Raw genomic sequence first — 25,813 nt, 5'->3', positions numbered from 1 at the left:
CGAAGCCCGTCTAGCGGCGGGTCAGACGAGCGCGGCCATAGATCGTGTCGGTGGAAACCTCGGTCACGCGCATCTGCCCGTTCGGGGCGGGGGCATAGGTGATGGTGAAGGGGAAGCGCGTCTTTTCCGCCATGTCGCTGGCCGAGAAGCCTGCGATGCGGCGGTATTCGCCGTTGCAGGTGACGGTATCGCCGCGCCGCTGCGGACGTGACAGCGCAAGTTCGGTGGCGCGGCGCCCGTCGAAGATCTTGAGCGAGTGGCCGCATTCCTCGCCCGCCGGGACGTCGCGAAGGGTGGCATAGAGCGCGGTCAGCGGATCGACGGTGCCGCCTTGGGTGGTGGGGTTCACGTCATCTTCATCCGCGCGGCGGGGTGGGTCGTATTGCTTCACCTGTGGAACGCCAGCGCGGTATTCCATGACGGCATCGCGCTTGCGCCCGTTGTTGTCGGCACGCTCGGAATAGCTGGAGGGCGTGAAACGGTCCTGCGACACGCGGCCCTGCGCCGCGGCGTCATAGCGGATGCGGCGCAGGATGCCGACCAGCCCGCCGCTTTCCATCACGCCGTTCACGCTGTAGCGGCCGTTCTCCTCTTGCCCGGCGAAGCGGAGCGATCCGGCGCTGATGCCGCGGATCGTCAGCGAATAGCTGGCCTGTTCCTGCGCAATGGCTGCGCCCGGAAAGGCGAGAAGAAAGGCGAGGGCGATGTGGCGCATATGTCGTCTCCGTGTCGCGAAGGCTTGATATAGGGCGGCGGACGGCAGGGCGCGATGACATTTCCGCAATCGGCGGGGGGGTGGCGGGCTCCTCAGCCCCTCCGTCCGGAGGGCCTTCGTCGCCCGCGCTGCCACGGGGCCGTGGCAGCGGCGCCCTGCATTCAAGGTGAATCGCTTGACGCGGGCGGAGATTGTCCCTAAAGGGGCGCAACGGAATTTCGGCGCGCTGCCTTGTTGGCGGTGCCCTTCATGTTTGTAAAGGACCATCATCATGTCGCGCGTCTGCGAACTGAGCGGTAAAGGCCCGATGTCGGGCAACACCATCTCTCACGCCAACAACAAAAGCCGTCGGCGCTTCCTGCCGAACCTGAACGACGTCACGCTGATCTCGGACGTGCTGGGCCAGTCGTTCAAGCTGCGCATTTCTGCCGCAGCCCTGCGCACGGTCGATCACCGTGGCGGTCTGGACGCCTTCCTTGCGAAAGCCAAGGATGACGAACTGTCGGACAAGGCACTGAAAATCAAGAAAGAGATCAGCAAGGCTCAGGCCGCCGCCTGATCCTCGCGTTGATTTCCGTGTGATATCGGGCCTCGCCATCGGCGGGGCCTTTGCCGTTTTACCGGCTTCACGTGCCGCGCGGGCAAGGGTATGCATCTGCGCCATGCGCCTCGTGCTGCCGATCCTTGCGTCGCTTCTGCTGCTGGTCCCGCTTGCGGGCGGGTTGCGGCATGGCGCGCCCGCGATCTGGGCCGAACTTTGCGATGGCCACCTGATCGCGCTGGACGCGCAGGGCAAACCGATTCCCGACGGCTGCCCGGACTGCACCCCGAGCCATGCGGTGGCCGTGGCGGAGGGCGGCGCGATCCCAGACCGGACTGTCAGGATCTATCCGGCGCAGCCCGTGGCGGCACCATCGCCGGAAGTGGTCGCAAAGATGTCCGTCATCCGTGCCAGAGCGCCGCCGATGGTGCGGCAGCCCCATCGCATGATTTCCTTGAAAGGATGACAGAATGAAAGCCTTGACCGTCGCCGCCGCCCTGGCGCTTTTCGCCCTTCCCGTGCATGCCCATGACGGCATCCATATCGAGGACCCCTATTTGCTGGTGGCGGCCCCTGCGGCCAAGACCGCCGCCGCCTTCATGCGGATCGTGAACCATTCGGGCGAGCCGGACCGCCTCGTTTCGGCCCGTTCCGACGCGGCGGAGGTCGTGCAGACCCATACGCATAGCGAGGTGGATGGCGTGATGCGGATGCGCCACGCCGAGGACGGGTTTTCCGTGGAAGGGCATGCCGAACGCATACTGGACCGTTCCGGCGATCACCTGATGCTGATGGGCCTGACCCGCCCGCTGAAACCGGGCGAGACGGTGACGATCGAGCTGACCTTCGAGCGGGGCGAGGTGATCGACGTGGAGATGCCCGTGACCGACAAGACGCCCGAAGGCGCGTCAGCCGGCCATCACCACCACTAGCCCTTGCAATAGGCCTCGGCCGTATTGCCGAAGTTGCGATACCGCTGCCAGAAGGCCGAATCGCTGTCGCGCTTGGAGATTCGGATCTCTTGCGCGGCATCGGGATCGGCGAAGAAGCGGGCCGCCTTGCGCTGATCGCCGCCGCGCAGGGTCATGTCGGCCACCTGCTGGATGCAGGAGCAGACCGCGCGGGTGCCGTTGGATGCGTTCAGGCAGGCACGTTCGATCGGGCCTGCCATTGAGGGGGTGGAGAGGGTAAGCGCCGCAAGCGCCACCGCGAAGGTATGACGTTTCATCTGTTCTGCCTCGTTCCTGCCCGTTTCGGGCTTTTATTCTGTGGTGGCAGTATGGCGTGACGGGCGAAATTTTCAACGGGGCGGACACGGTTCGCGAAATCGTGACGGCGGCGGGGCGGGGGCCGCACTCTGCCATTGACCGGCCAATGTTTCATGGTCATATGCGCGCCATGACCCAGCTTGACCGCATTCGCAACTTCTCCATCGTGGCGCATATCGACCACGGCAAATCCACCCTTGCCGACCGTCTGATCCAGATGACGGGGACGGTGGCCGAACGCGACATGAAGGCGCAGATGCTCGATTCGATGGATATCGAACGCGAGCGGGGCATCACCATCAAGGCCAACACCGTGCGGATCGAATATCCGGCGAAGGATGGCAACACCTATATCCTGAACCTGATCGACACCCCCGGCCACGTGGACTTCGCATACGAGGTGTCGCGGTCGATGCGCGCGGTCGAAGGCTCGCTTCTGGTCGTCGATGCGTCGCAAGGGGTCGAGGCGCAGACGCTGGCCAACGTCTATCAGGCGCTGGACGCGGGGCACGAGATTGTGCCGGTGCTGAACAAGATCGACCTGCCCGCCGCCGAACCCGACCGCGTGAAGGCGCAGATCGAGGATGTGATCGGGCTGGACGCCTCGGACGCGGTGCCGATTTCGGCGAAGTCGGGGATGGGCATTCCGGACGTGCTGGAAGCCATCGTCACGCGCCTGCCCAGCCCCAAGGGCGACCGCGACGCGCCCTTGAAGGCGATGCTGGTGGACAGCTGGTATGACGCCTATCTGGGCGTCGTCGTCATGATCCGTGTCATGGACGGGGTGATCCGCAAGGGCGACCGCGTCAAGATGATGCAGACCGGCGCCGTTTACGGCATCGACAAGCTGGCCGTGCTGAAGCCGCAGATGGTGGACATCGCGGAACTTGGCCCGGGCGAGATCGGCGTGCTTACCGCATCCATCAAACAGGTCCGCGACACGCGCGTGGGCGACACGATCACCCATGAACGCAAGGGCACCGACACGCCGCTTCCGGGCTTCAAACCCGCGCAGCCGGTTGTGTTCTGCGGTCTGTTCCCGGTGGACGCCAACGATTTCGAGGCGCTGCGCGACGCGATCGAGAAGCTGGCGCTGAACGATGCGAGTTTCAGCTACGAGATGGAAACCTCGGCCGCGCTGGGCTTTGGCTTCCGCTGCGGCTTCCTTGGCCTGCTGCATCTGGAGGTCATCCGCGACCGGCTGGAGCGGGAATATGATCTGGACCTGATCACCACCGCTCCGTCGGTGGTCTTCAAGCTGCACATGAAGGATGGGGAGGTGCGCGATCTGCACAACCCCGCCGACATGCCCGACCTGACCTATGTCGAACATATCGAGGAGCCGCGCATCAAGGCCACGATCATGGTGCCCGACGACTATCTGGGCGACATCCTGAAACTGTGTCAGGACCGCCGCGGCATCCAGATCGACCTGTCCTATGCCGGCAGCCGTGCGATGGTCGTCTATGACCTGCCGCTGGCCGAGGTGGTGTTCGACTTCTATGACCGGCTGAAATCGGTGACCAAGGGCTATGCGTCCTTCGACTACACGATCAGCGAATACCGCGAGGACAACCTTGTGAAGATGTCGATCCTCGTGAATGACGAGCCGGTGGACGCGCTGTCGATGATGGTTCACCGCGACCGTGCGGAATCGCGGGGACGGGTGATGGTGGAGAAGCTGAAAGAGCTGATCCCCCGCCACATGTTCAAGATCCCGATTCAGGCGGCGATCGGCGGGCGCGTCATCGCGCGGGAAACCCTGTCGGCGATGCGTAAGGACGTGACGGCGAAATGCTATGGCGGCGACGCCAGCCGGAAACGCAAGCTGCTGGACAAGCAGAAGGCGGGCAAGAAGAAGATGCGCCAGTTCGGCAAGGTGGAGATTCCGCAGGAAGCCTTCATCTCGGCGCTCAAGATGGACAGCTGATGCGAACCTCGTCCGGGCCAGGCCATCGCGGCTTGGACCGGCGACGGTGGTCCGCCGGTTGCAAGGCGTAAAGCTGCCGCCCGTTTCGGCAACTTAAGCGCCTCACTGCCGATTATTTGCCAAGGCATTGAATTGCTTGGCAGGCATCGCATTCTCAAGCGCCCTTGATCGGGAAAGGCGGGGCCGACGGTTCGTGAGTGGATGAGTCCCGCTCCGGGGGGAGCGGTTGGGTCGGCCCCGCTTTTATTGGATCAAGGGTCGGGCGCCTGCGCAACGCCGCTGTCGGGCGATGCGCAGGCGTGGGATCAGTCTTCCATCGCCTCCAATTCGTCGATGAAGCCGGCGATCATCGACAGGCCCCTGTCCCAGAAGGCGGGGTCGCTGGCATCCAGACCGAACGGGGCCAGCAGTTCCTTGTGGTGCTTGGACCCGCCCGCCTTCAGCATCTCGAAATACTTGTCCTGGAAGCCCGCATCGCCCTCGGCATAGACGGCATAGAGCGCGTTCACGAGGCCATCGCCGAAGGCATAGGCATAGACGTAGAACGGCGAGTGGACGAAGTGGGGGATGTAGGACCAGAAGGTCTCATACCCGTCCATGAATTCGAACACATCGCCCAAGGACTGGGCCTGAACCGACATCCACAGCGCGTTGATGTCGTCGGGGGTCAGTTCTCCCTCGGCGCGGGCGGCGTGCAGTTTGCATTCGAAATCGTAGAAGGCGATCTGCCGCACGACCGTGTTGATCATATCCTCGACCTTGCCGGCCAGCAGGGTCTTGCGTTCGGCAGGCGTTTTCGCCGCGTCCAACAGTTTGCGGAAGGTCAGCATCTCGCCGAAGACCGACGCGGTTTCGGCCAGCGTCAGGGGGGTGGAGGACAGCATCTCGCCCTGATCCGCCGCCAGCCGCTGGTGGACGCCATGACCCAGTTCATGCGCCAGCGTCATCACGTCGCGCGGTTTGCCAAGGTAGTTCAGCATGACATAGGGGTGCACGGTCGTGACGGTCGGATGCGCGAAGGCCCCCGGTGCCTTGCCCGGTTTCACGCCCGCGTCGATCCAGCCATCGGTGAAGAACGGCTCGGCCAGTTCTGCCATGCGGGGATCGAAGGCAGCATAGGCTTCGGTCACGGTCCGGCGTGCCTCGGCCCAGTCGATCGTGCGGGGCGTTTCGGTCGGCAGCGGCGCATTGCGGTCCCAGACCTGCAGCGTATCCAGCCCCATCCATTTCGCCTTCAGCCTGTAATAGCGATGCGACAGCTTCGGATATGCGGCGACCACCGCGTTCCGCAGCGCCTCGACCACCTCCGGCTCCACATGGTTGGACAGGTGGCGCCCGGTCTGGGGCGTGGGCATCTTGCGCCAGCGATCCTCGACCTGCTTTTCCTTGGCCAGCGTGTTGTGGATGCGGGCGAACAACTTGACGTTCTTGTCGAACACGGCGGCCAACGCGCGGGCCGCAGCCTCGCGTTTCGCGCGGTCCGTGTCGGTCAGCAGGTTCAGCGTTGATTCGAGGTTCAACTCCTCGCCGTCGATGGTGAAGGTCAGGCCGGCCATCGTCTCGTCGAACAGGCGGTTCCACGCGGCGGCACCGACGGTGGACTGGTCGTGCAGGAACCGCTCCAGCTCGTCCGAAAGCTGGTGCGGGCGCATGGCGCGCATCCGGTCGAACACAGGCTTGTATCGCGCAAGATCGGCATTCTCTGCCAGCAGCGCGTTCAGATGCGCGTCGTCCAGCCGGTTGAATTCAAGGCTGAAGAAGACCAGCGGGGTCGAGGCGTCGGTGATCTCGTCCTGAATGTCGGCCATGAACTTGGCGCGTTCGCTGTCCATGGTGTTCTGGTAATAGCGCAGGCCCGCATAGGACATCAGCCGCCCGGCGGTCACGTCGATGGCCTCGTATGTCCGCACGCAGTCCAGCAGTTCGGCTGCGGTCAGGGCGGCCAGCTTGCCTTCGTATTTCGCGGCGAAGGCGGCGCAGGTCTCGCGCGTCCAGTCCAGATCGCGGTCCACTTCGGGCGCCTCGGGCGAGGCATAGAGGTCCGTCAGGTCCCAATCGGGAAGATCGCCAAGGTTCATGCGGTGTCCTTTCGTGTTGGACCCCATCTAGGGGTCCGCACAAGGTCACGGCAAGAGGGCGCGCAGGTTATCGAGCGTGTCGATCTCCTCGGGTGGTTTGTCGCGGCGCCAGCGGGACATGCGGGGGAAGCGCAGGGCGATGCCGGATTTGTGGCGCGACGACGCCTGAATCCCCTCGAACGCGATCTCGAACACCTGCACGGGGGGGACGCGGCGGACGGGACCGAATTTCTCCAGCGTGTTGCGTTTGACCCAGGCGGTGATCTCGCCGAACTCGGCATCGGTCAGGCCGGAATAGGCTTTGGTGAAGGGGACCAGATCATCCCCATCCTTCACCGCGAAGGTGAAATCGGTGAACAGGGTCGCGCGCCGCCCACTGCCGGACTGGGCATAGATCATGACGCAGTCGACGGTATAGGGGTCCAGCTTCCACTTCCACCAATCGCCCCGCTTGCGCCCGACGTGATAGGGGGCGGCAAGGCGCTTCACCATCAACCCCTCGGCCCCCCGTTCGCGGGCGGTTTCGCGGATCGCAGCCAGCGCGGGCCATGCGTCGAAGGTCACGGCGGGCGAGATCGCGAGCGGCAGCTTCGGCAACGCCGCGACCAGCGCATCGAGCCGCGCGCGACGGTCCGACAGGGGCAGGGGGCGCAGATCCTCGCCGTTCTCCTCCAGCAAGTCATAGGCCAGCATATGCGCGGGCGCTTCGGTCAGCAGCTTCTTCGGCACGTTCAGCCGCCCGATCCGCTTTTGCAACTGCGCGAAGGGCAGCGGGGCACCGTCGCCCCAAGCCAGCACCTCGCCGTCGATCACGGTGCCATCGGGCAGGAAATCGGCCAAGGGCGCGAATTCGGGGAAGCGGTCGGTGATCAGCTCCTCGCCCCGCGACCAGAGCGCGAAGGCCCCGGGACGCTTGATAAGCTGGCCACGGATGCCGTCCCATTTCCATTCCGCCAGCCAGTCTGCGGGATCGCCCAGCGCCTGCGCGTCGTCCAGCGCGGTGGCCAGCGCGAAGGGATAGGGGCGCGAGCCTTCGGAGGCCGGATCGTTGGTCTGCACCAGCCGGGCATAGGTCGTGGTCTGCGGCGTCCAGTCGCCCATCAGCCGGTGGGCCAGTGCGGTTTCCTCGATCCCCGTGGCCTGAGACAGCGCCCGCGTCATCAGTCCCTGCGAGACGCCCATACGGAAGCCGCCGGTGATCAGCTTGTTGAACAGAAACCGCTCGGGCGTGGTCAGGCGGTCCCAGGCGTCAAGGATCGCCGCTTGCCGCAGATCCGCGGGCTGGCCCGTCAACGCGATCAGATCCGCGATCCAGTCGGCCAGCGGGCGATCGGCGCTGCGGGTGGCGGGGGGCAGGATCAGGCTGATGGTTTCCGAAAGATCGCCCACGATGGGATAGGCCTCCTCGAACAGCCACAGGGGGATGCCCGCCGCCTCGGATGCCCAGATGCGCAGTTCGGTGGAGTTGACGGCGCGTTTCGGGCGGCGGCCCGACAGCAGGGCGATGGTCCACAGGCGGTCTGCCTCGGGCGCCTCGCGGAAGTATTCGGCAAGGGCGGCGACCTTGGCGTTGGTTTTCGTGGTGCGGTCCAACACGTCGAACAGGGCGGCGAAGCGGATCATTCGATCACCTCGACATCGTCGGCGTCGTCGCCTTCGTATTCCGTTTCGACCACGCCGGCGTCATAGCCCTGATCCGCCAGCCAGCGGCGGAAGGGCGCGGTGTATCCATGCGTCACGAACACCCGTTCCGCCCCCGTCGCGCGGATCGCGTCGTTCAGCCCCCGCCAGTCGGCATGGTCCGACATCACGAACCCTTGGCTCAGCCCCCGCCGCCGACGCACCCCCCGCAGCGCCATCCACCCCGAGGCGAAGGCCTGCGCCGATGGCCCGAACCGCGCAGCCCATGGCGTGCCCAGCGCCGAGGGCGGCGCGACGACGAGCGCGCCGGGCGAAAGGCCCACATCCGGCCCGGCCCATGTCGTCTCGGGCAGGCGAAGCCCTTGTTCGCGCAGCACACGGTTCGTCGCTTCGACCGCGCCATGGGTCAGGATCAGGCCGATGGGATCGACATTGGCCAGAATGCGCTGCGCCTTGCCCAGCGAGTAGGCCCCGATGACGGACACCCGCCCCTCGGCGGCATTGGCGGCCCACCATGCGTTGATCTGCGCCATGATCGCAGGCTGCGGCTGCCAGTTGAAGACCGGCAGGCCGAAGGTGCATTCGCTGATGAAGGCATGGCAGCGCACCGGCTCGAACGGTTCGGACAGGCCATCGGGTTCGGTCTTGTAATCGCCCGACACGACCCAGACCTCGCCCGCCACCTCGACCCGGATCTGGGCCGAGCCGGGGACATGCCCCGCCGGATGGAACGACACGTCGGCATCCCCGATCCGCCGCACCTCGCCGAAACGAACCGTGTCCACCTTGACGCCAAGACGGTGGCGGATGGCAGGGGCGGCGGCTTCGGTCGCCATATAGCGGCGATGGCCCGCGCGGGCGTGGTCGGAATGACCGTGCGTGATCAGCGCCTTGTCCACCGGCCGCCACGGGTCGATGAAAAAGCCGCCCGCCTCGCAGAAGATGCCCCTGTCGGTGAAGCTCAGAACCATATCGCTCAGGTAGGACGCGGCCTGCGCCGGTCCAACGCCTAAATTTCGGGCAAATGCTGCGAACTTCACCCCGTAAATCGCGCCCGCACTTCCCCGCCGTGAAACCGCGGGATTAGACTTTGGAACAGCCGGCCACAGATCATGGCCATGCAGTGAGGGGCCGTAAGAGTGACGACCTATTTCAACGAGATGTTTCAGGACGGCGAAGTCCGCATTCCCTATGCAAGGCTGGAGGGTTGGACCAAACGAATGCCGGATGCGCTCCGGCACATGAAGCAGGCCGAGGCCGAGGCCCTGTTCCGCCGCATCGGCATCACCTTCGCCGTCTATGGCGAGGGCGGCGATCCGGACCGGCTGATCCCCTTCGATATGTTCCCGCGCGTGTTCACCGCCGCAGAATGGGCGCGGCTGGAACGCGGCATCAAGCAGCGAGCGCGGGCGCTGAACGCCTTTCTGGTCGATGTCTACGGGCGGGGCGAGATCGTCCGCGCGGGCCGCATCCCGGCGCATCTGGTCTATCGCAACGCGGCGTTCGAAAAATCGGTCGTGGGGTTCGTTCCGCCCAAGGGCGTCTATTCCCATATCGTGGGGATCGACCTTGTCCGCACGGGGCCGGACGAATTCTTCGTGCTGGAGGACAACTGCCGCACGCCGTCGGGCGTTTCCTACATGCTGGAGAACCGCGAGATCATGATGCGCATGTTCCCCGACCTGTTCCGCGAAAACCGGATCGAGCCGGTGGACAGCTACCCCTTGCTGCTGCGCCGCACGCTGGCCTCGGTCGCGCCGGCCAAATGCAAGGGCGATCCGACCATCGTGATCCTGACGCCGGGGCACTTCAATTCGGCCTATTACGAGCACAGCTTCCTTGCCGACCTGATGGGTGTCGAGCTGGTCGAAGGGCAGGATCTGTTCGTCGAAGGCGAATATGTCTGGATGCGCACGACCGAGGGGCCGAAGCGCGTGGACGTCATCTATCGCCGCATCGACGACGCCTATATCGACCCGCTGTGTTTCCGGCCCGATTCCATGCTGGGGGTGCCGGGGCTGATGGATGTGTATCGGTCGGGCGGGGTGAACATCTGTTCCTGCCCCGGCGCTGGGGTGGCCGATGACAAGGCGGTCTATACCTTCGTGCCAGAGATGATCCGCTTCTATCTGGGCGAGGAGCCGATCCTGAACAACGTCCCCACTTGGCAATGCGCCAAGGAGGACGACCGCAAATACGTGCTGGAGAACCTGAAGGATCTGGTGGTGAAGGAAGTCCACGGATCGGGCGGATACGGAATGCTGGTGGGGCCGAAATCCACCAAGGACCAGATCGAGCGGTTCCACGCCCGCATCAAGGACGACCCCGGCAACTACATCGCGCAGCCCACGCTGGCTCTGTCCACGACCCCGACCTTCGTGAACGAAGGCATCGCGCCACGCCATGTGGACCTGCGCCCCTATTGCCTCGTGGGCGAGCGGGTGGAACTGGTGCCGGGCGGGCTGACGCGCGTGGCGCTGACGGAAGGCTCTCTTGTCGTGAACTCGTCGCAGGGCGGCGGGGTCAAGGACACCTGGGTGCTGGCGGAGTGAGACAATGCTGAGCAGAACCGCCGACAACCTTTTCTGGATCGCGCGTTATATGGAACGGGCCGAGACGATGGCACGGCTGCTGGAGGTGGGCGCGCGTATTTCCCTGCTGCCCTCCGTCCACGGCTATCGCAGCGAATGGGACAGCCTGCTGCAAGCGTCCGGCACCGCCGACGGGTTCGACCGAAAATATGCCGAGCCGGTGGCGCGGAACATCGAAAGCTATCTGTTCTTCGACCATGACAACCCTTCGTCGGTCGCCTCTTGCTTGCGTCAGGCGCGCGAGAATGGGCGGATCGTGCGGACAGCCCTGACCACGCAGGTCTGGGATGCGCTGAACACCGCGTTTCAGGAATTGAAGCAGCTTGAACGCCAGCCCCGGTCGGAACTGGAACTGACTCAGCTGACCGACTGGGTGACGCGCCATGCGGCGATGGTGCGCGGGTCCATCGGGGCGACGCTGCTGCGCAACGACGGCTATGATTTCCTGAACCTCGGATATTGCCTCGAACGGGCGGATGCGACCGCGCGGCTGCTGGATGTGAAGTATTACGTGCTGCTGCCGCGGGTGGAGTTCGTGGGCTCGGGGCTGGACAATTATCAGTGGATGACCCTGCTGCGGGCGCTGTCGCTGCACCGGGCGTTCCACTGGACCTATGCGGGCGAGATCACGGCGCGCAAGATCGCGGATTTCCTGATCCTGAACCCGCAATCGCCCCGGTCGCTGGTCGCCAGCGTGGAAGGCATCAACCACGCGCTGCACCGGCTTGGCCGCGCCTATGGCCGCGAAACCGTGGCGCAGGTGCGGGGGCGGCAGCTGAACGACATGCTGGAGCGGGTCACGGTCGAGGATATCTTTGACGAGGGGATGCACGAGTTCCTGACCCGCTTCATCGGCGATGTGGCCACCTTGGGATATCACGTCTGGGAAAGCTATCTCACGGGGGATGTGCGATGATCCTGACTGTCGAACATGTGACCCGCTATGGCTATGACCGTCCGGTGCGCGGGCTGGTGCAAAGCCACCGCATGACCCCCGCCTCGCACGAGGGGCAGCGCGTCATCGACTGGGAGGTCGGGGTCAGCGATGGGCTGGCGGGCGGATCGTTTCGCGACGGGGCGGGGGATCGCGTCACAAGCTGGTCGGTGATCGGCCCCGTTTCGCAGGTCGAGGTGACGGTGCGCGGGCGGGTGGAGACGAAGGACACCGGCGGCATCCTGCGCGGGCACCGCGAGCTTGTCTCGCCGCACTGCTATCTTCAGGCGACGGCGCTGACCCATCCCGACGACGCGCTTCTGGCGCTGGCCGAAGAAGCGCGCGCGCTGCCCGAGGTGCTGGACGCCGCGCATCTGTTGTGTGAACGGGTGGCGAAGGCGATCCTCTGGACACCGGGGGTGACGCAGTCCCAGACCACGGCGGCCGAGGCGATGAGCCAGGCGCAGGGCGTCTGTCAGGACCACGCCCATGCGATCATCGCGGCGGCGCGGGCAGCAGGGATGCCGGCGCGATATGTCTCCGGCTACATGCTGGCCGAGGAACGGCAGGATGCGGCCCATGCTTGGGCGGAAATCCACGTCCCGAACCTTGGCTGGGTTGGGTTCGATGCGGCCAATGGCTGCTGCCCGGATGACCGCTATATCCGCATCGCATCGGGGCTGGATGCGCAGGATGCCGCCCCGATCCGGGGCTGGGCGCGCGGCGACGGCCAGGAAAGGCTGGAGGTGGCGGTTGCGGTCCAGACCGTGGAGCAATAAGTTGCGCGGGAACTGACCCGGGAAATTGCCATGACTTACTGCGTTGGACTTTTGCTGAAGGAAGGCATGGTCCTTCTGTCCGACACGCGCACCAATGCGGGTCTGGACAACATCGCCATCTATCGCAAGATGTTCGTGTTCGAGGAGCCGGGCGAACGGGTCATCACCATCATGACCGCCGGCTCGCTGTCGGTGACGCAGACCACCATCGCCCGCCTGCGTGAAAAGATCGAAAGCTCGGATTCCGACAGCGAGACGTCGATCCTCAAGGCGCCCAGCATGCTGAAGGTGGCCGAGTTGATCGGCAACATGCTGGCCGAAGTGCGCGCCGACGTGGATGACAAGCTGGCCGCGATGCGCCAGCACGCCTCGGCCAGCCTGATCGTTGCCGGGCAGCGGCGCGGGGGAGAGATGCGGATGTTCCTCATCTATCCCGAGGGGAACTTCATCGAAGCGACCGAGGATACGCCCTATCTTCAGATCGGCGAGCATAAATACGGCAAGCCGATCCTCGACCGGGTGGTGACGCCGGAAACCCCGCTGGCCGATGCGGTGAAGGCGGTGCTGCTGTCGATGGATTCGACGCTGCGGTCGAACCTGTCGGTGGGAATGCCGCTGGATCTGGCGATCATCGAACGCGACGGGCTGTGCGTGAAGGAAAAGCGGCGGATCGAGGCGGGGGACGACGATTTCCGCAAGATGTCCGAGGCGTGGTCGAACGCGTTGCGCGAAGGGTTTTCGCAGATCACCGTCTGAACAGATCCGCCGCCGCGTCGATGAAGGCGCTGCGGATCGGGGCGCTTTCCATCATGATCTCATGCTCGGCCCCTTCGGCCAGCGTCAGGGTGCCGCCGGGCCAGCGGGCCATGCGGTCGCGGATCGGGGCGGGGTCCACCACCCGTTCGCGCGTGCCCAGATGCACCAGCGCAGGCACGGCGGGCGAGGGCAGGCGGGCCAGCGACGCCGTCTCGCGCAGCGCCGCGTTCAGCCAGCCAAGGCTGGGCCCGCCAAGGGTCAGCGCGCTGTCCGCCGCATGTTCGCGCATCCGGTTCCATTGCGCCTCGTCCCCGGTCAGGGTGTTGCCGGCGAAGGCCGCCTCCAGCACATAGGTCGTGCGCGAGGTGCCCGGTGCCAGAACGTGCGAGCGGTTCAGCCGGGGCGAGCTGCCCGCCACCAGCCGCGCCAGCGGGCGCATGAACCGGCCCAGCGGAATGCCCCACATCGGCGCGGTGAAGGCCGCGGCTCGCACCTTCAGCCCCGAGGTCAGCGCCCGCAGCCCGATGCAGCCGCCCATCGAATGCGCCAGCATCAGCGGGCGATCCCCGGCCAGCGGCAGCACCGCCTGAAGGTCGCGCTGATATTCGCGAAAGCTGAGGACATGGCCGATCATCGGATCGGGCAGGGCGCGATCCGACAGCCCCTGTCCGCGCCAGTCCAGCGTCACGACGGAAAAGCCGCGCGAGACGAACTCGGCGGCGATATCCTCATATTTCTCGATATATTCGGTCCGGCCCGGCAGCAGCAGGATCGTCTCCGCACCGCCCTCCCATCGGGCGGCACGGATGCGGATGCCGTCATCCGTGCGCAACCAGCGGATCAACTCAGCGCGGCGCCAAGCTGCATCGCCATGGGCATGGACCCGTCCACCTTCAGCTTGCCGGTCATGAAGGCGGTGGTCGGGTTCATCTCACCCTCCAGGATCGCGCGGAACACTTCGGCGCTGGCGGTCAGGGTCACGTCGGCCTCGCCATCGCCCGCGCGCACGCCCGATGCGTCGGCGATGATCGTGCCCTCGCCGTCCAGCACGAACTTCGCGCTGCCGTCGAAATTCCGCAGCTTGCTGCCCAAGAGCGCGACCGCGCCGTCGATAACCTTGCTCATGCCCGTATCTTCCTTCATTCGTGACCGGGAGGGAACTGGCTTTTCCCCCGGCGCGCGTTACGATGCCAACTATGAAAGCGCGCCTTCTGTTTCACAATCGTCTCCTTGCGGCAATCGTGCCGATTTTTCTGGCCGCCCCGGTGTGGGCGCAGGACATGGATGCGCTGTATGACCAGCTTGCCAAGGCCACCCCCGAGGAGGCGCCGAGGATCGAACGGCAGATCACGGCGGAGTGGTCGAAATCCGGCTCTGCGTCGATGGACCTGCTCTTGGCCCGCGGGAACGAGGCGCTGGAGGCGGGCGACATCGACGCCGCGATCGAACATTTCACCGCCCTGACCGACCACGCGCCGGATTTTGCCGAAGGTTGGAACGCGCGCGCCCTCGCGTTCTTTCAGAAGGGGCTCTATGGGCAGGCGGTCGAGGATATCGGACGGACCCTGACCCTGAACCCGCATCATTTCGGCGCGATCAGCGGGCTGGCGGCGATGTTCGAGGAGATGGACCGCCCCAAGCAGGCGCTGGAAGCTTACAAGGCCGCCCTTGCTATACATCCCAATCTGGCTGGCGTAAGGGAGGCCGTGGACCGGCTGGAAGCCGACACCGAAGGCCAGGAGATCTGACAGCTCATGCGGACCGGACAGGTCACGGCGGTCCTTGGGCCGACGAATACCGGCAAGACGCATCACGCGATCCAGCGGATGCTGGGGCATCGGACGGGCGTCATCGGCCTGCCGCTGCGGCTTCTGGCGCGCGAGGTCTATGACCGCATCGTCGCGCAGCGCGGCCCTTCGGTCGTGGCGCTGGTCACGGGCGAAGAACGGATCGTGCCCGAACGCACCCAATACTGGGTCTGCACCGTCGAGGCGATGCCGCAGGAGATCGGCGCCGATTTCGTCGCCATCGACGAGATCCAGCTGTGCGGCGACCCCGAACGCGGGCATGTGTTCACGCACCGCCTTCTGAATGCGCGGGGCCTGCACGAGACGATGTTCATGGGGTCCGAGGTGATGCGCAGCGCCATCGCCGCGCTGGTCCCGAATGTGCAATTCGTGAAACGCGACCGATTCTCGACACTGACATGGGCTGGGTCGAAGAAGATCAGCCGGATGCCCGCCCGCAGCGCCATCGTCGGGTTTTCGGTCGACAACGTCTATGCGATCGCAGAACTGATCCGGCGGCAGAAGGGTGGTTGCGCGGTCGTGATGGGCGCGCTGTCGCCGCGCACGCGGAACGCGCAGGTCGAACTCTATCAGAACGGTGATGTGGATTATATTGTCGCCACCGATGCCATCGGGATGGGGCTGAACCTCGACATCCGGCATGTGGCGTTTTCCTCGACCGAGAAGTTCGACGGGCGGCGGATGCGTCCCCTGTTCCCGCACGAGCTTGCCCAGATCGCGGGCCGGGCGGGGCGGCATACCGAACCCGGCACCTTCGGCGTCACCGGCGAGGCAGGGCCGTTGGAGCCGGAAGTCGTCCGCGCCATCGAGGAGAGCCGCTTCGCCCCGATCCGCAAGCTGCAATGGCGCAGCGACCGGCTGGAATTCGGCACGGTGGACAAGCTTGTCGCCAGCCTGGAGGCACCGACGGACAACGAATGGCTGATCCGCACGCGCGAAGCGGACGATCTGCACGCGCTGAAGGCGCTGGCGGCCATGCCCGAGATCATGGACCGCGTGCAAAGCCCGCAATCGGTCAAGCTTTTGTGGGATGTCTGCCGCATTCCCGATTTCCGCGGAAAATCGGGGGGCGAGCATACCAGCCTTCTGTCCCGCATCTTCGGCTTTCTGCAGGGCGGCCGCGTTCCGAACGACTGGTTGGCGGGGGTGATCGCGCGCATCGACCGCACCCATGGCGACATCGACGCGATTTCGCGCAGGCTGGCATATATCCGCACATGGACCTATGTCGCGCAGCGCAAAAACTGGGTCGAAGACGAATCCCATTGGCGGGATGAGACTCGCGCTGTAGAAGACCGCCTGTCGGATGCGCTTCACGCGCAGTTGACCCAACGATTTGTCGATCGGCGCACTTCGGTTCTGATGCGCCGGTTGAAGCAAAAGGAGACCCTCGTGGCCGAGGTGAACGACAAGGGTGAAGTGACGGTCGAAGGCGAATTCGTCGGCCGTCTGGAAGGGTTCCGCTTCCGCCAGGATGCCAGCAGCTCGCCGGACGAGGCGAAGACGCTGCGGCAGGCGGCGGTGCAGGCGCTGCGTCCCGAATTCCACCTTCGGGCGGACCGTTTCTACAACGCCCCCGATACCGAGATGGACTTCACCGAGCAAGGTGGCCTCATGTGGGGCGATCAGGCCGTCGGCAAGCTGGTCGCCGGACCCGAGCCGCTGCGCCCGCAGGTGCAGGCTTTCGTGGACGAGGATGCTGGCGAGGAAGTGGCCGAAAAGGTCCGCCGCCGCCTTCAGCATTTCATCGACCGCAAGGTCGCTGCCCAATTCGAGCCGCTGCTGGCCATGAGCCGGGACGAGACGCTGGCGGGCCTTGCCCGCGGTTTCGCCTTCCGTCTGGTCGAAGGGCTGGGCGTGCTGCCCCGCGACGCCATCGCCGAGGAAGTGAAGGCGCTGGATCAGGAATCGCGTTCCGTCCTGCGCAAGCATGGCGTGCGGTTCGGCCAGTTCACGGTCTTCCTGCCCCTGCTGCTGAAACCCGCGCCGACCCGGCTGCGTCTGGTTCTGTGGTCGCTGACGAACAACCTGCAGGAATTTCCTGAAAGCCCGCCCCCGGGGCTGGTCACGATCCCGAATATCCCGGACGTGCCCAAGATGCACTATACCCTGGCAGGCTATCACCCTGCGGGCACGCGCGCGATCCGCATCGACATGCTGGAACGTCTGGCCGACCTGCTGCGCGCCAAGGACAGCCGCGCAGGCTTCGAAGCCACCCCCGAGATGCTGTCGATCACCGGCATGACGCTGGAGCAGTTCGCGGACCTGATGGGTGGCCTCGGCTATAAGGGCGAGAAGGGCGAGCGTCCCAAGTCGCGTCCCGCACCCGCAGAGGCACCCGTTGCCGAAGCACCTGCCGAGGAAACGGCGGCGGAGGCCGAGACGGTCGAGGCTGTTGAACCCGCGCCCGAAGCGCCGGTCGAGGTCGAAAGCTTCTATACCTTCACATGGGCCCCGCGCCGCCGCGAGCAGGCCGAGCGTCCGCGCCGCGAAAACAACCGCCCGCCGCGCAAGCCCGAGGGCGAGCGCCCGCCGCGCGAAGGCTTCAAGGGCAAGCCGAAGGGCAAGGGCAAGCCAGAGCGCGAGCGGAGCGACAAGCCCCGCAACTTCGAAGCGCGCCCCGAGCGTCCGGCAAAGATCGACCCGGACAACCCCTTCGCCGTTCTTGCGGCTCTGAAGAACAAGGGCTGACCCTTTCGTGGCGCGCAGCGAGATTCCGTCGCGCGCCACGATGCGGCTGGACAAGTGGCTGGTTCAGGCCCGGTTCTGCAAGACCCGCACCGTCGCCACCGAACTGGTCGAATCCGGCCATGTCCGCGTAAACGGGCAAAAGACGCGCAAGCCCGCCCATGCGGTTGGCGACGGCGATGCGTTGACCTTCCCGCAGGGCGGTCGAATCCGGGTGATCCGCATTCTGGACATGCCCCTGCGTCGGGGACCGGCTTCCGAAGCGCAGGCGCTTTACGACGATCTGGCGGAGGATGTTCCGCGCCCCGCCAACGAAGGGGAATGACGTTCCCCGGCGCGGCAAGTTTGCCCTTCTGCGGTCTTTCCTGTCCCGACACGCTTGCACCTTGCGCCGCTGGGGAATAGGTAACGATCGCGAATTCATATCCAGAGCCAAGCCATGACCTATGTTGTCACCGACAACTGCATCGCCTGCAAATACACCGATTGCGTCGAGGTCTGCCCGGTGGATTGCTTCTACGAGGGCGAGAACACACTGGTCATTCACCCGGACGAATGCATCGACTGCGGCGTGTGCGAACCCGAATGCCCCGCCGATGCGATCCGCCCGGATACCGAACCGGATATGGAGGATTGGGTCGAGTTCAACCGCAAATACGCGGAACTCTGGCCCGTCATTACCCAGAAACGCGACCCGCTTCCGGGATACGAAGAGCGCGACGGCGAGACTGGGAAGCTGGAAAAATACTTCAGCCCCGAACCGGGCGAGGGCAACTGAAGCTTATTGCACGGCGGCGTGATCCAAGGCTGACCGCTTTAAGGCGGCAGTTGGAATCGGTCGTTTTTTGTGCTATACAGATGTCACAAAACTAGCATGAAGCCTGACTGTCCCGCTGGCTTTTCGCCTTGGGGCCGTTTTTCTGATGCCAGATTCACGTCATTGCCGCCGAAGATGCCTTCGGCGGGTGAATTTTGTGTCAGGCAGGGTGAAAAGAGGAAACGGATGACCAAGACCAAGAAGCCTGAGTTTCGCCCGGACGATTTCGTCGTTTACCCCGCCCATGGCGTCGGCAAGATCATGTCCATCGAAGAACAGGAAATCGCCGGCCTTCGGCTGGAGCTTTTCGTGATCTCGTTTGAAAAAGACAAGATGACGCTGCGCGTTCCCACCCACAAGGCGACCGAAATCGGCATGCGGTCGCTGTCGGCGCCCGACGTGGTCGCCAAGGCACTGGACACGCTGAAGGGCAAGGCCCGCGTGAAACGCGCAATGTGGTCGCGCCGCGCGCAGGAATATGAACAGAAGATCAATTCCGGCGATCTGATGTCGATTGCCGAGGTCGTGCGCGACCTGCACCGGTCGGACGACCAGCGCGAACAGTCCTATTCCGAACGTCAGCTCTATGAAGCTGCGCTGGAGCGTCTGACCCGCGAAGTCGCCGCCGTGTCGGGTGTGGATGAAGCCGGTGCGCAAAAGCAGGTGGACGAGGTCCTGCTGTCCCGCGCCGCCTGAAAAACGCCCAGCGCCCAAGAAAAAGGCCGCGATCTTCGGATCGCGGCTTTTTTTATCCTCGGGGCATTTCCAGCGCCAGCATCCTGCCGCCCTTCTGGTAATGCACGGCGTTCTCAGTGATCGCGGCGACGGTGCCGCCATCCACCCTGTCCCCGACCCTGACCCGCGACACGCGGCCGTTGGATTGCCGGATCAGCGCCGCACGATTGGACGACGTGCCGGAAATCCCGATCACGTTCATGCGGCCAAGGTCCAGCGCGCTGACCATCGTGGCCTGCTGCGCCACCGAGGCGCGGGTGGGGATGCGCGGCACGACGGCGGCCTCCGGCTCGTCGTCGGCTTCCTGTTCGGTGCGGGCGGCGGGGACGGGGGCCGGTTCAGGCGCGCGGATCGCGGCCCGCTGCACGGTCGCCTGCGGTGCGGCGCGCGGGGCTGCGGGTTCCGCCATCGCGGCGGTCAGCGCCGCCTGGACCGAGGAATTCGAGATGCCCGAGGGCCGCATTTCAGGACGGCGCGAGATCGCCACTGCCAGCGCGGTGCCAGTATCGCTCGCGACGAGCGAGGCGGCATCCGTCGGCCGTGCGGCTTCGACCACGCTCTCGGTCCGCTCGCGCGGACGGGGGCTGGAGGTGATCCCAAGCTCGGCCTCTTGCGCAGGTGCGGCTTCGGCGGGCGCGCTTTCGGGGCGCATCCGGGGCCGGGCATCGGCAAGCGCCGGATCGACCGAAGGCGCAGGGGCTTCGGCAGCGGCTTCGGCACCGGGGGCGGGCGCGGGGCGGGGCGGCGGCACCTTGGGCGGCGCGCCTTCGACCAGCGTGACGCCATCGGGGGTCACGACGCCCTGTTCGGTCGGCTCGATCCGGCCCTCGTCGTCGAAGGCATAGTCGGTGCCGAAGGGCGGCGGGGCGGCTGCGGTATCGGGCCGGATGTCCGGGGTGGCCGGAACCAGCGCCGCGACCTGTGCAGCGGCGTCCGGCATCGGCGCATCGGTGGTCGTCAGCGCGATCTCGTCCTGCGAGGTGGCTTCGGGCGGCTGGTCGGCCACCGTCTCGGCGGCTTCGGGTGCCGCGGGGGGAAGTTCTGCCGCCGCCGCAGGCTCCACCTGCGCCACGACGACCTCCTCCTCCTCGGTGCCCCAAAGATCGGCGATGTAATAGGACGACCAGGCCGCGATCGCCGCCAGCACCAGAAGCAGCAGGACCGTCAGGATCAGCCCGAGGAATTTCGGCGACCCTTTCGGCGGAATGCCGGCCCCGAACGGATCGGTGCGGGTGCGGACCGGCTCCTGCGGCTTCGCGGCCTCGCGCAGCGGCGCGACGACCGGGGTCGGGCGCGGCGGCGTCGCTTTTGCCCGAAGCGGCGGCGGTGTCAGGTCGGGCGTGCGATTGGCCACCGGCGGCTCGGACGGGCGGGACAGATCGACGAAGGGGGCATCGCGCTCGGCCAGCTTGGGTTCCGTCCGCATGCCCGGCTCGCGCCGCGTGGATTTCGCGGGCCGCTGCTCTCGGGTCGCGGCGAACTCGACCGGTTTCGGGCGCTGACTTTGGAAGGATGGGTGATCGAAGATGGGCTGCGGCGCGGGTTCGGGCCGCGGGGCGGGCTCTTCTGGGGCCTCCGGTTCCGGTTCGGGTTCAGCAGGGGCCTGCCAGACCACCGCCGGTTCGGGAACCGGCTCGGGCTCGGGTTCGGCAGCGATCACGGGTTCCGGCTCGGCCTCCGGCGGGGCGGGCGGCACTTCGGGCTCGGGCGCCTCCACGATGATGACGGGCTGCGCGTCGCCCTCGGCCACTTCGCCCTCGGCCAACGAGGCGGGGGCGGTCAGGGTCGGGCCGAACCACGGCTCGCGCGGGAATTTCCCCTCGGGCGGGATGGCGGCGAAACCGACCGGACGCATGCCGTGATCGTTTGCGAAGCCCTCGGCCTCGTCCAGCGTCTCGCGCGCGAGAAGCGCGACGCGGGTGCTGTCGCCATCGGCCTGCCAGTCATAGACCAGATCGTCCACCGAATAGGGGGTCAGCCCGTCCACGGCACGCCGGATCGCGGCATCGTCCGACGCGGTGACCGAGGTATAGAGGATCTGCGAATTGGGGATCAGCAGCTTGGTTGCGAAACCGTCCGGGGCCAGCGCCTCGGCCCTGCCGCGCAGGGTGGCCATTGCATCGCCAAGATCGGGGTCCGCCACGCGGGCCACGCCGATTTGATGCCAGCCGTCTTGCGCGCGGTGGAGAAGGGCAACAGTTTCGTCAGAGAATAGAAGGGCAAAGCCGGGTTTCATGTCGCGGGGTCTAACACAGTTTCCGGGAAGGGCGATGTCCGCAACGCGGCTGTTTCATTTTTACAGCACCTTTTCGCCGAAGGAAAGAAAAAGACCTGAAATTCGCGTTGCAGTCGAACTTCGGGCAGGAAAATGTCGCTTAAAGTCAAGGAGGACTGACATGAAGATCATCAAGGCGCTGGCGCTGGGCACCGCATTGGCACTGCCGATGGCCGCAATGGCCGAGGCGCCGCGCATCACCGTCACCGGCGAAGGGCGCGTCGATGCCCGTCCCGACATCGCGACGATCACGCTTGGCGTGACCACCGAAGGCGCGACGGCGGCCGAAGCGATGTCCGGTAATTCGGCCGCGCTTCAGACCGTGCTGGACCGGCTGAAGGGCGCGGGGGTCGAGGATCGCGACCTTCAGACCTCGGGCCTGTCGCTGAACCCGAACTGGACGCAGGCCGACAACGCCGCACCGACGATCAGCGGCTATATCGCGTCGAACGTGCTGACGGTGCGGGTGCGGGCGATCGACAGCCTTGGCGGCGTGCTTGATGCGGCGGTGTCGGACGGGGCGAACACGCTGAACGGCGTGACCTTCGATCTGGCCGATCCGGCCCCTGTGCTGGACGAGGCGCGCAAGCTGGCCGTGGCCGATGCGCTGGCGCGTGCGCGTCTGCTGGCCGAAGCGGCGGGCGTGGGGCTGGGCGATATTCTGTCCATCTCCGAAGGCGGTGCAGCCGAGCCGCCGCGTCCGATGTTCCGCATGGACAGTGCCGCAGTCGGCGTTCCCGTCGCGGGCGGCGAGGTCAGCCGCAGCGCATCCGTCACGGTCGAGTTCGCGATCGACCAGCCCGAGTGATCTTGCGGCCCCGCGCCGCCTGAGGCATGGCTTCGTTCTGAACAGGACGAAGCCATGACCCTCGACATCTTTCTTGCGCTTGTCGCCTTCACCTTCGTCGCCTCGACCACGCCGGGGCCGAACAACCTGATGCTGATGGCGTCGGGGGCGAATTACGGCCTGCGCCGGACGGTGCCGCATATGGGCGGCATCCTGATCGGCTTCGGCGTGATGGTCTTCGTGATGGGGATCGGGCTGGCGGGTCTGTTTCAGGCCGCGCCTTGGTCGGTGGATGCGCTGAAGATCGCCAGCGCCTGCTATATGCTTTATCTGGCGTGGAAGATCGCCAATTCCGCCCCTCCCGGCCCGGCGGTCGAAGGGGGGCGGCCGATGACCTTCCTTCAGGCGGCGATGTTCCAGTGGATCAATCCCAAAGCCTGGGCCGGGGCGCTGACGGCGGTGACGGTCTATGCCGCCGATCGCAGCCTTGCCTCGGTCGCCATCGTGGGCATCACGTCGGCGGTCATCTCGATCCCGTCCGTGCTGCTTTGGTCGTGGATGGGGACCGAACTGCGCCGCTTCCTGTCCAGCCCCGCGCGGCTGCGGGCGTTCAACTGGACGATGGCGGCGCTTCTGGTCGCCTCGCTCTGGCCGGTGCTGACGCTTTAGGCGTTGGCGGGCAGGGGGAAGACGCGGTCATAGGCCCAGTTGAACACGAAGGCATAGACCAAATAAAACAGCGCGAAGGCCGCATCCATCACCAGCGCATGCCAGAGCGTGACGCCCAGATACCATGCGATGAAGGGCAGCATCATCACCAGAAGCCCGCCTTCGAACAGGATCGCGTGCAGGACGCGCAGCGCGACCGTCTTGTGGACCGTGCCGCGCAGCCGCTTCATCGCCTTGTCGAAGCAGAGGTTGTAGGCATAGTTCCAGCAGGTCGCGAGCGTCGCGCCCACGACGGCCACGACGCCGACATCATGGACCGGCATTCCGAAGCCCACAGCGGCAAGCGGCGTGAACAGGGCCAGACCGATGATTTCGAAGCTGAGGGCGTGACGGATACGGTCGCCGGTGGTGCGCATGGTTCTTCCCCATCGTTTGCCGGGCCGTCCCGATTGGTTCCCTGATGGGGGAGGTCGTCCTCTCGGGGGCCAATATAGGCACCGGAATTACCGAGTCCAGAGGCCCTCGCGCTTGATCGCGTTGCGGATCGCCTGCTCGCGCCGGGGAAGGGCGGCGCGGTCGAACATGGCGCGGACCTGCGCTCCCTGACCCTGATAGATCATCTTCTTCATCGGCCCATATTCGCGCAGCACCTTCTTAACCGGGTTCGGCGCTGCGGCTTCCTCAAGCGCCCGCACGGCATGGTCGGATTCGCGGGCATAGAGCAGCGGCAGAAGCCGCCAGTGGCAGGTCAGATCGCCGTCCAGCCCTGCCAGTTCCGGCCCCGGTCGTCCGCCGCCGAAGGAATGGATCACCAATGGCAGCACGATCTGGTCCAGCCACGGGGTCAGCGGTTGCAGGGCAAGGATGTCGGGCGGCGCGGTCCACAGACGGGTGGCCCAATCCGCGAACCTTGCGCCGAAGGCTTGCGGGCTTTCGTGAAAGAACCAGCCCGCGTTGAAGTAAAGATGCCGCCGCCAGTATCCTTCGGGCATCGCGGGATCGAGGCTGGAGGCGAAATCCAGCCCGAACAGATCGTAAAGCGCCGCCCATGTCTTCGCCTGCGTGGGGCCGTAAAGCTCCTCGGTCGGCCATGTATTCTCGCGCCGCATCGAGGCGGAGGGGCGGGCGAAGTCGAAGGCAACGCCCGACAGCGGCCCGGTCACCACGGTGTCCGTATCAAGGAACAGGAACGGCGCATCCGGCAGGGCGGCCAGCGCCTCGATCTTGTTGCCGTTGGGATAGGCGGCGCCCCAGATGCGGTTCTGGAACGGCAGGATCGTCGCACCCAGTTCTTCCAGCGCCGCGCGGGCATGCGCGTCCATGCGCGGATCGTCGGGCCAGAGCGGCCCCGGCTGCGGTTCGGCGATGAACAACTGCCCCGCAAAGCCCGGATCGCGAAGGCGAAGCGAGGATGCAAGCAGGATCGCCTCGTATTGGAGGCGGCCCGACTGCCCGATGGCAAGGATGTTGAAGGGGCGTGTCATCGCGATCCGAAGATCAGCCCACCGGGATGCGTGTGACCAGCACCTTGTCGATGCGGCGGTCATCCAGATCGATCACCTCGAACCGCCAGTTCTCGCGCACGAAGCAATCGCCCAATGCCGGCATCTTGCGAAGCTGGTTCAGCACGAGCCCCGCCACGGTTTCGTAATCGCCGGCCAGTTCGCGCGGGATGCGAAGCTGTTCGCAGAACTCGTCCACCGGCATCCAGCCGGCCACGAGATAGCTGCCATCCTCGCGCTCGACCAGCGACGGCTCGTCTGCCAGCGTTTCGCGGAACGCGCCCGTGATCGCTTCAAGGATGTCGCCCGTGGTGATGATCCCCTCGAAGCTGCCATATTCATCATAGATCAGCGCCATGTGGTTCGGCGAGGCGCGCAGGATCTCGATCACGTTCAGCGCGTCGGTGGCGTCGGAAATGACGGGGACTTCGCGCATCAGCTTGCCGACGTCCAGCGGCTCGCCCTGCGACAGGGCCGCAAAGGCATCGGTGACATAGAGCACGCCCAGAACCTCGTCCGTCACGCGGCTGCGGACGGGCAGGCGAGGGCGGCGGCTGTCGCGGATGACCTGCATCACTTCCTCGGGCGTGGCTTCAAGGTCGATCGACACCACATCGCGCCGCTGCGTCATCAACTGCGACGCCGAACGGTCGGCCAGACGCATCACGCCCGTCAGCATGTCCTGTTCGCCGGATTCGATCACGCCTTCCACATGCGCTTCGGCAAGGATGGTGCGGACCTCCTCCTCGGTGACGCGGGATTTGCTGTCCTCCTCGACGCCCAGAAGTTTCAGCACCATCCGGCCCGAGAAATCCAGAACCCAGACGATCGGCGCCGCGACCTTGGACAGGATCAGCATCGCCGGGGCAACCTTGGCCGCGACCCCTTCGGGGTTTTTCAGCGCGATCTGCTTGGGCACCAGCTCGCCCACGATCAGCGAAAGATAGGTCAGCAGAACGACCACCGCGCCGACGCCGATGGTCTGCGCGCCCGGCACGCCTTCGGCCGCAAGGAAGTTCGCGAAACGCGCGCCAAGCGTCGCGCCGGAAAACGCGCCGGACAGAACGCCCACCAGCGTAATGCCGATCTGGACCGTGGACAGGAAGCGGCCGGGGTCCTCGGCCAGCCTCAAGGCTGTCGCGGCCCCTGTGCTGCCCCCCTCAGCCAGCCCTTTGAGCCGCGCAGGACGAGAGGAAACCACCGCCAGTTCCGACATGGCCAATGCGCCATTGATCAGGATAAGGGCAGCGACGATCAGGAGTTCGAACAGCACTTTCTTGCCTTTGTTGTCTGGGAAGT

26 protein-coding genes are annotated in these 25,813 nt (G+C 65.6%); 15 read left to right on the top strand and 11 right to left on the bottom strand.

Features of this window, described 5'->3' with window-relative positions:
* Positions 1 to 10: 10 nt before the first annotated feature.
* Complete coding sequence (locus E2K76_RS02090) at positions 11 to 715, bottom strand: DUF3108 domain-containing protein (RefSeq protein ID WP_136682602.1); 705 nt, start codon at positions 713 to 715, stop codon at positions 11 to 13.
* Positions 716 to 986: 271 nt separating this feature from the next.
* On the opposite strand from E2K76_RS02090, the gene rpmB reads away from it, so the two are divergent.
* The 3 genes from rpmB (at position 987) to E2K76_RS02075 (ending at position 2,188) form a co-directional block, all read left to right on the top strand.
* Positions 987 to 1,274: a 50S ribosomal protein L28 gene (rpmB, locus tag E2K76_RS02085; protein WP_136682601.1), complete on the top strand. Its 288-nt coding sequence runs from the start codon at positions 987 to 989 to the stop codon at positions 1,272 to 1,274.
* Between the two features lie 103 nt (positions 1,275 to 1,377).
* Positions 1,378 to 1,722: a hypothetical protein gene (locus E2K76_RS02080; protein WP_136682600.1), complete on the top strand. Its 345-nt coding sequence runs from the start codon at positions 1,378 to 1,380 to the stop codon at positions 1,720 to 1,722.
* Between the two features lie 4 nt (positions 1,723 to 1,726).
* A complete protein-coding gene (locus E2K76_RS02075; protein WP_136682599.1) occupies positions 1,727 to 2,188 on the top strand; it encodes a copper chaperone PCu(A)C in 462 nt (153 codons plus the stop codon).
* On the opposite strand, the gene E2K76_RS02070 is transcribed toward E2K76_RS02075, so the two are convergent.
* The gene (locus E2K76_RS02070; RefSeq protein ID WP_136682598.1) at positions 2,185 to 2,484 is read right to left on the bottom strand and encodes a hypothetical protein; all 300 of its coding nucleotides are present in this window, start codon (positions 2,482 to 2,484) and stop codon (positions 2,185 to 2,187) included. The two genes, E2K76_RS02075 and E2K76_RS02070, sit on opposite strands and share 4 nt — an antisense overlap.
* Before the next feature lie 170 nt (positions 2,485 to 2,654).
* Between E2K76_RS02070 and lepA the strand changes: the two genes are divergently transcribed.
* Positions 2,655 to 4,454: a translation elongation factor 4 gene (gene lepA / locus E2K76_RS02065; protein WP_169053178.1), complete on the top strand. Its 1,800-nt coding sequence runs from the start codon at positions 2,655 to 2,657 to the stop codon at positions 4,452 to 4,454.
* A 305-nt stretch (positions 4,455 to 4,759) separates the two neighbouring features.
* Here lepA and E2K76_RS02060 read toward each other — a convergent pair whose 3' ends face one another.
* From E2K76_RS02060 to E2K76_RS02050, 3 genes are read right to left on the bottom strand one after another with little or no spacing between them, the layout of a single operon-like run.
* Positions 4,760 to 6,532 (bottom strand): M3 family oligoendopeptidase, encoded by a 1,773-nt coding sequence (locus E2K76_RS02060; protein ID WP_246032857.1) that lies wholly within the window; start codon positions 6,530 to 6,532, stop codon positions 4,760 to 4,762.
* A 45-nt stretch (positions 6,533 to 6,577) separates the two neighbouring features.
* The gene (locus E2K76_RS02055; RefSeq protein ID WP_136682596.1) at positions 6,578 to 8,155 is read right to left on the bottom strand and encodes an ATP-dependent DNA ligase; all 1,578 of its coding nucleotides are present in this window, start codon (positions 8,153 to 8,155) and stop codon (positions 6,578 to 6,580) included.
* Positions 8,152 to 9,144, bottom strand: coding sequence for a ligase-associated DNA damage response exonuclease (locus E2K76_RS02050; RefSeq protein ID WP_136682595.1), 993 nt, complete (start codon positions 9,142 to 9,144; stop codon positions 8,152 to 8,154). The genes E2K76_RS02055 and E2K76_RS02050 overlap by 4 nt, the downstream gene beginning before the upstream one ends.
* Before the next feature lie 189 nt (positions 9,145 to 9,333).
* Between E2K76_RS02050 and E2K76_RS02045 the strand changes: the two genes are divergently transcribed.
* The 4 genes from E2K76_RS02045 to E2K76_RS02030 are packed head-to-tail and all read left to right on the top strand — an operon-like array spanning position 9,334 to position 13,233.
* The gene (locus E2K76_RS02045; RefSeq protein WP_169053183.1) at positions 9,334 to 10,725 is read left to right on the top strand and encodes a circularly permuted type 2 ATP-grasp protein; all 1,392 of its coding nucleotides are present in this window, start codon (positions 9,334 to 9,336) and stop codon (positions 10,723 to 10,725) included.
* A 4-nt stretch (positions 10,726 to 10,729) separates the two neighbouring features.
* Positions 10,730 to 11,680 (top strand): alpha-E domain-containing protein, encoded by a 951-nt coding sequence (locus tag E2K76_RS02040; RefSeq protein ID WP_136682593.1) that lies wholly within the window; start codon positions 10,730 to 10,732, stop codon positions 11,678 to 11,680.
* On the top strand, positions 11,677 to 12,477 hold the full coding sequence (locus tag E2K76_RS02035) for a transglutaminase family protein (protein WP_136682592.1): 801 nt from the start codon (positions 11,677 to 11,679) through the stop codon (positions 12,475 to 12,477). The genes E2K76_RS02040 and E2K76_RS02035 overlap by 4 nt, the downstream gene beginning before the upstream one ends.
* 30 nt (positions 12,478 to 12,507) lie before the next feature.
* Positions 12,508 to 13,233: a proteasome-type protease gene (locus E2K76_RS02030; RefSeq protein ID WP_136682591.1), complete on the top strand. Its 726-nt coding sequence runs from the start codon at positions 12,508 to 12,510 to the stop codon at positions 13,231 to 13,233.
* Here E2K76_RS02030 and E2K76_RS02025 read toward each other — a convergent pair.
* Positions 13,223 to 14,077, bottom strand: a complete 855-nt coding sequence (locus E2K76_RS02025; RefSeq protein ID WP_136682590.1) for an alpha/beta fold hydrolase — start codon at positions 14,075 to 14,077, stop codon at positions 13,223 to 13,225. The two genes, E2K76_RS02030 and E2K76_RS02025, sit on opposite strands and share 11 nt — an antisense overlap.
* A complete protein-coding gene (locus E2K76_RS02020) occupies positions 14,074 to 14,358 on the bottom strand; it encodes an SCP2 sterol-binding domain-containing protein (RefSeq protein WP_136682589.1) in 285 nt (94 codons plus the stop codon). The genes E2K76_RS02025 and E2K76_RS02020 overlap by 4 nt, the downstream gene beginning before the upstream one ends.
* Positions 14,359 to 14,429: 71 nt before the next feature.
* On the opposite strand from E2K76_RS02020, the gene E2K76_RS02015 reads away from it, so the two are divergent.
* The 5 genes from E2K76_RS02015 (at position 14,430) to E2K76_RS01995 (ending at position 19,242) form a co-directional block, all read left to right on the top strand.
* Positions 14,430 to 14,981, top strand: coding sequence for a tetratricopeptide repeat protein (locus E2K76_RS02015; RefSeq protein ID WP_136682588.1), 552 nt, complete (start codon positions 14,430 to 14,432; stop codon positions 14,979 to 14,981).
* A 6-nt stretch (positions 14,982 to 14,987) separates the two neighbouring features.
* On the top strand, positions 14,988 to 17,732 hold the full coding sequence (locus E2K76_RS02010; RefSeq protein ID WP_136682587.1) for a helicase-related protein: 2,745 nt from the start codon (positions 14,988 to 14,990) through the stop codon (positions 17,730 to 17,732).
* 22 nt (positions 17,733 to 17,754) lie between these two features.
* Positions 17,755 to 18,054, top strand: coding sequence for a S4 domain-containing protein (locus E2K76_RS02005; protein WP_169053182.1), 300 nt, complete (start codon positions 17,755 to 17,757; stop codon positions 18,052 to 18,054).
* Positions 18,055 to 18,168: 114 nt separating this feature from the next.
* Complete coding sequence (gene fdxA / locus E2K76_RS02000) at positions 18,169 to 18,507, top strand: ferredoxin FdxA (protein WP_136682586.1); 339 nt, start codon at positions 18,169 to 18,171, stop codon at positions 18,505 to 18,507.
* A gap of 225 nt (positions 18,508 to 18,732) precedes the next feature.
* Positions 18,733 to 19,242 (top strand): CarD family transcriptional regulator, encoded by a 510-nt coding sequence (locus E2K76_RS01995; protein WP_136682585.1) that lies wholly within the window; start codon positions 18,733 to 18,735, stop codon positions 19,240 to 19,242.
* Positions 19,243 to 19,294: 52 nt separating this feature from the next.
* Here E2K76_RS01995 and E2K76_RS01990 read toward each other — a convergent pair whose 3' ends face one another.
* Positions 19,295 to 21,424 (bottom strand): hypothetical protein, encoded by a 2,130-nt coding sequence (locus E2K76_RS01990; RefSeq protein ID WP_136682584.1) that lies wholly within the window; start codon positions 21,422 to 21,424, stop codon positions 19,295 to 19,297.
* A 253-nt stretch (positions 21,425 to 21,677) separates the two neighbouring features.
* Between E2K76_RS01990 and E2K76_RS01985 the strand changes: the two genes are divergently transcribed.
* Together E2K76_RS01985 and E2K76_RS01980 are read left to right on the top strand one after the other, a co-directional pair.
* The gene (locus E2K76_RS01985) at positions 21,678 to 22,364 is read left to right on the top strand and encodes an SIMPL domain-containing protein (RefSeq protein ID WP_136682583.1); all 687 of its coding nucleotides are present in this window, start codon (positions 21,678 to 21,680) and stop codon (positions 22,362 to 22,364) included.
* A gap of 54 nt (positions 22,365 to 22,418) precedes the next feature.
* Complete coding sequence (locus tag E2K76_RS01980) at positions 22,419 to 23,012, top strand: LysE family translocator (protein WP_136682582.1); 594 nt, start codon at positions 22,419 to 22,421, stop codon at positions 23,010 to 23,012.
* On the opposite strand, the gene E2K76_RS01975 is transcribed toward E2K76_RS01980, so the two are convergent.
* From E2K76_RS01975 to E2K76_RS01965, 3 genes are all read right to left on the bottom strand, one after another.
* Positions 23,009 to 23,428 (bottom strand): PACE efflux transporter, encoded by a 420-nt coding sequence (locus E2K76_RS01975; protein WP_136682581.1) that lies wholly within the window; start codon positions 23,426 to 23,428, stop codon positions 23,009 to 23,011. The two genes, E2K76_RS01980 and E2K76_RS01975, sit on opposite strands and share 4 nt — an antisense overlap.
* A gap of 87 nt (positions 23,429 to 23,515) precedes the next feature.
* Positions 23,516 to 24,496 carry a hypothetical protein gene (locus E2K76_RS01970; protein WP_136682580.1) on the bottom strand — a complete coding sequence of 327 codons (981 nt, stop codon included), beginning with the start codon at positions 24,494 to 24,496 and terminating at the stop codon, positions 23,516 to 23,518.
* A 13-nt stretch (positions 24,497 to 24,509) separates the two neighbouring features.
* Positions 24,510 to 25,787 (bottom strand): hemolysin family protein, encoded by a 1,278-nt coding sequence (locus E2K76_RS01965; protein WP_136682579.1) that lies wholly within the window; start codon positions 25,785 to 25,787, stop codon positions 24,510 to 24,512.
* Positions 25,788 to 25,813: the final 26 nt, after the last annotated feature.

Source organism: Falsirhodobacter xinxiangensis, from assembly GCF_004959935.1.
GTDB classification, from domain to species: Bacteria; Pseudomonadota; Alphaproteobacteria; order Rhodobacterales; family Rhodobacteraceae; genus Falsirhodobacter; species Falsirhodobacter xinxiangensis.
The sequence above is the reverse complement of the archived record's forward strand: the minus strand, read 5'-3'. Positions and strand labels throughout refer to the sequence as shown.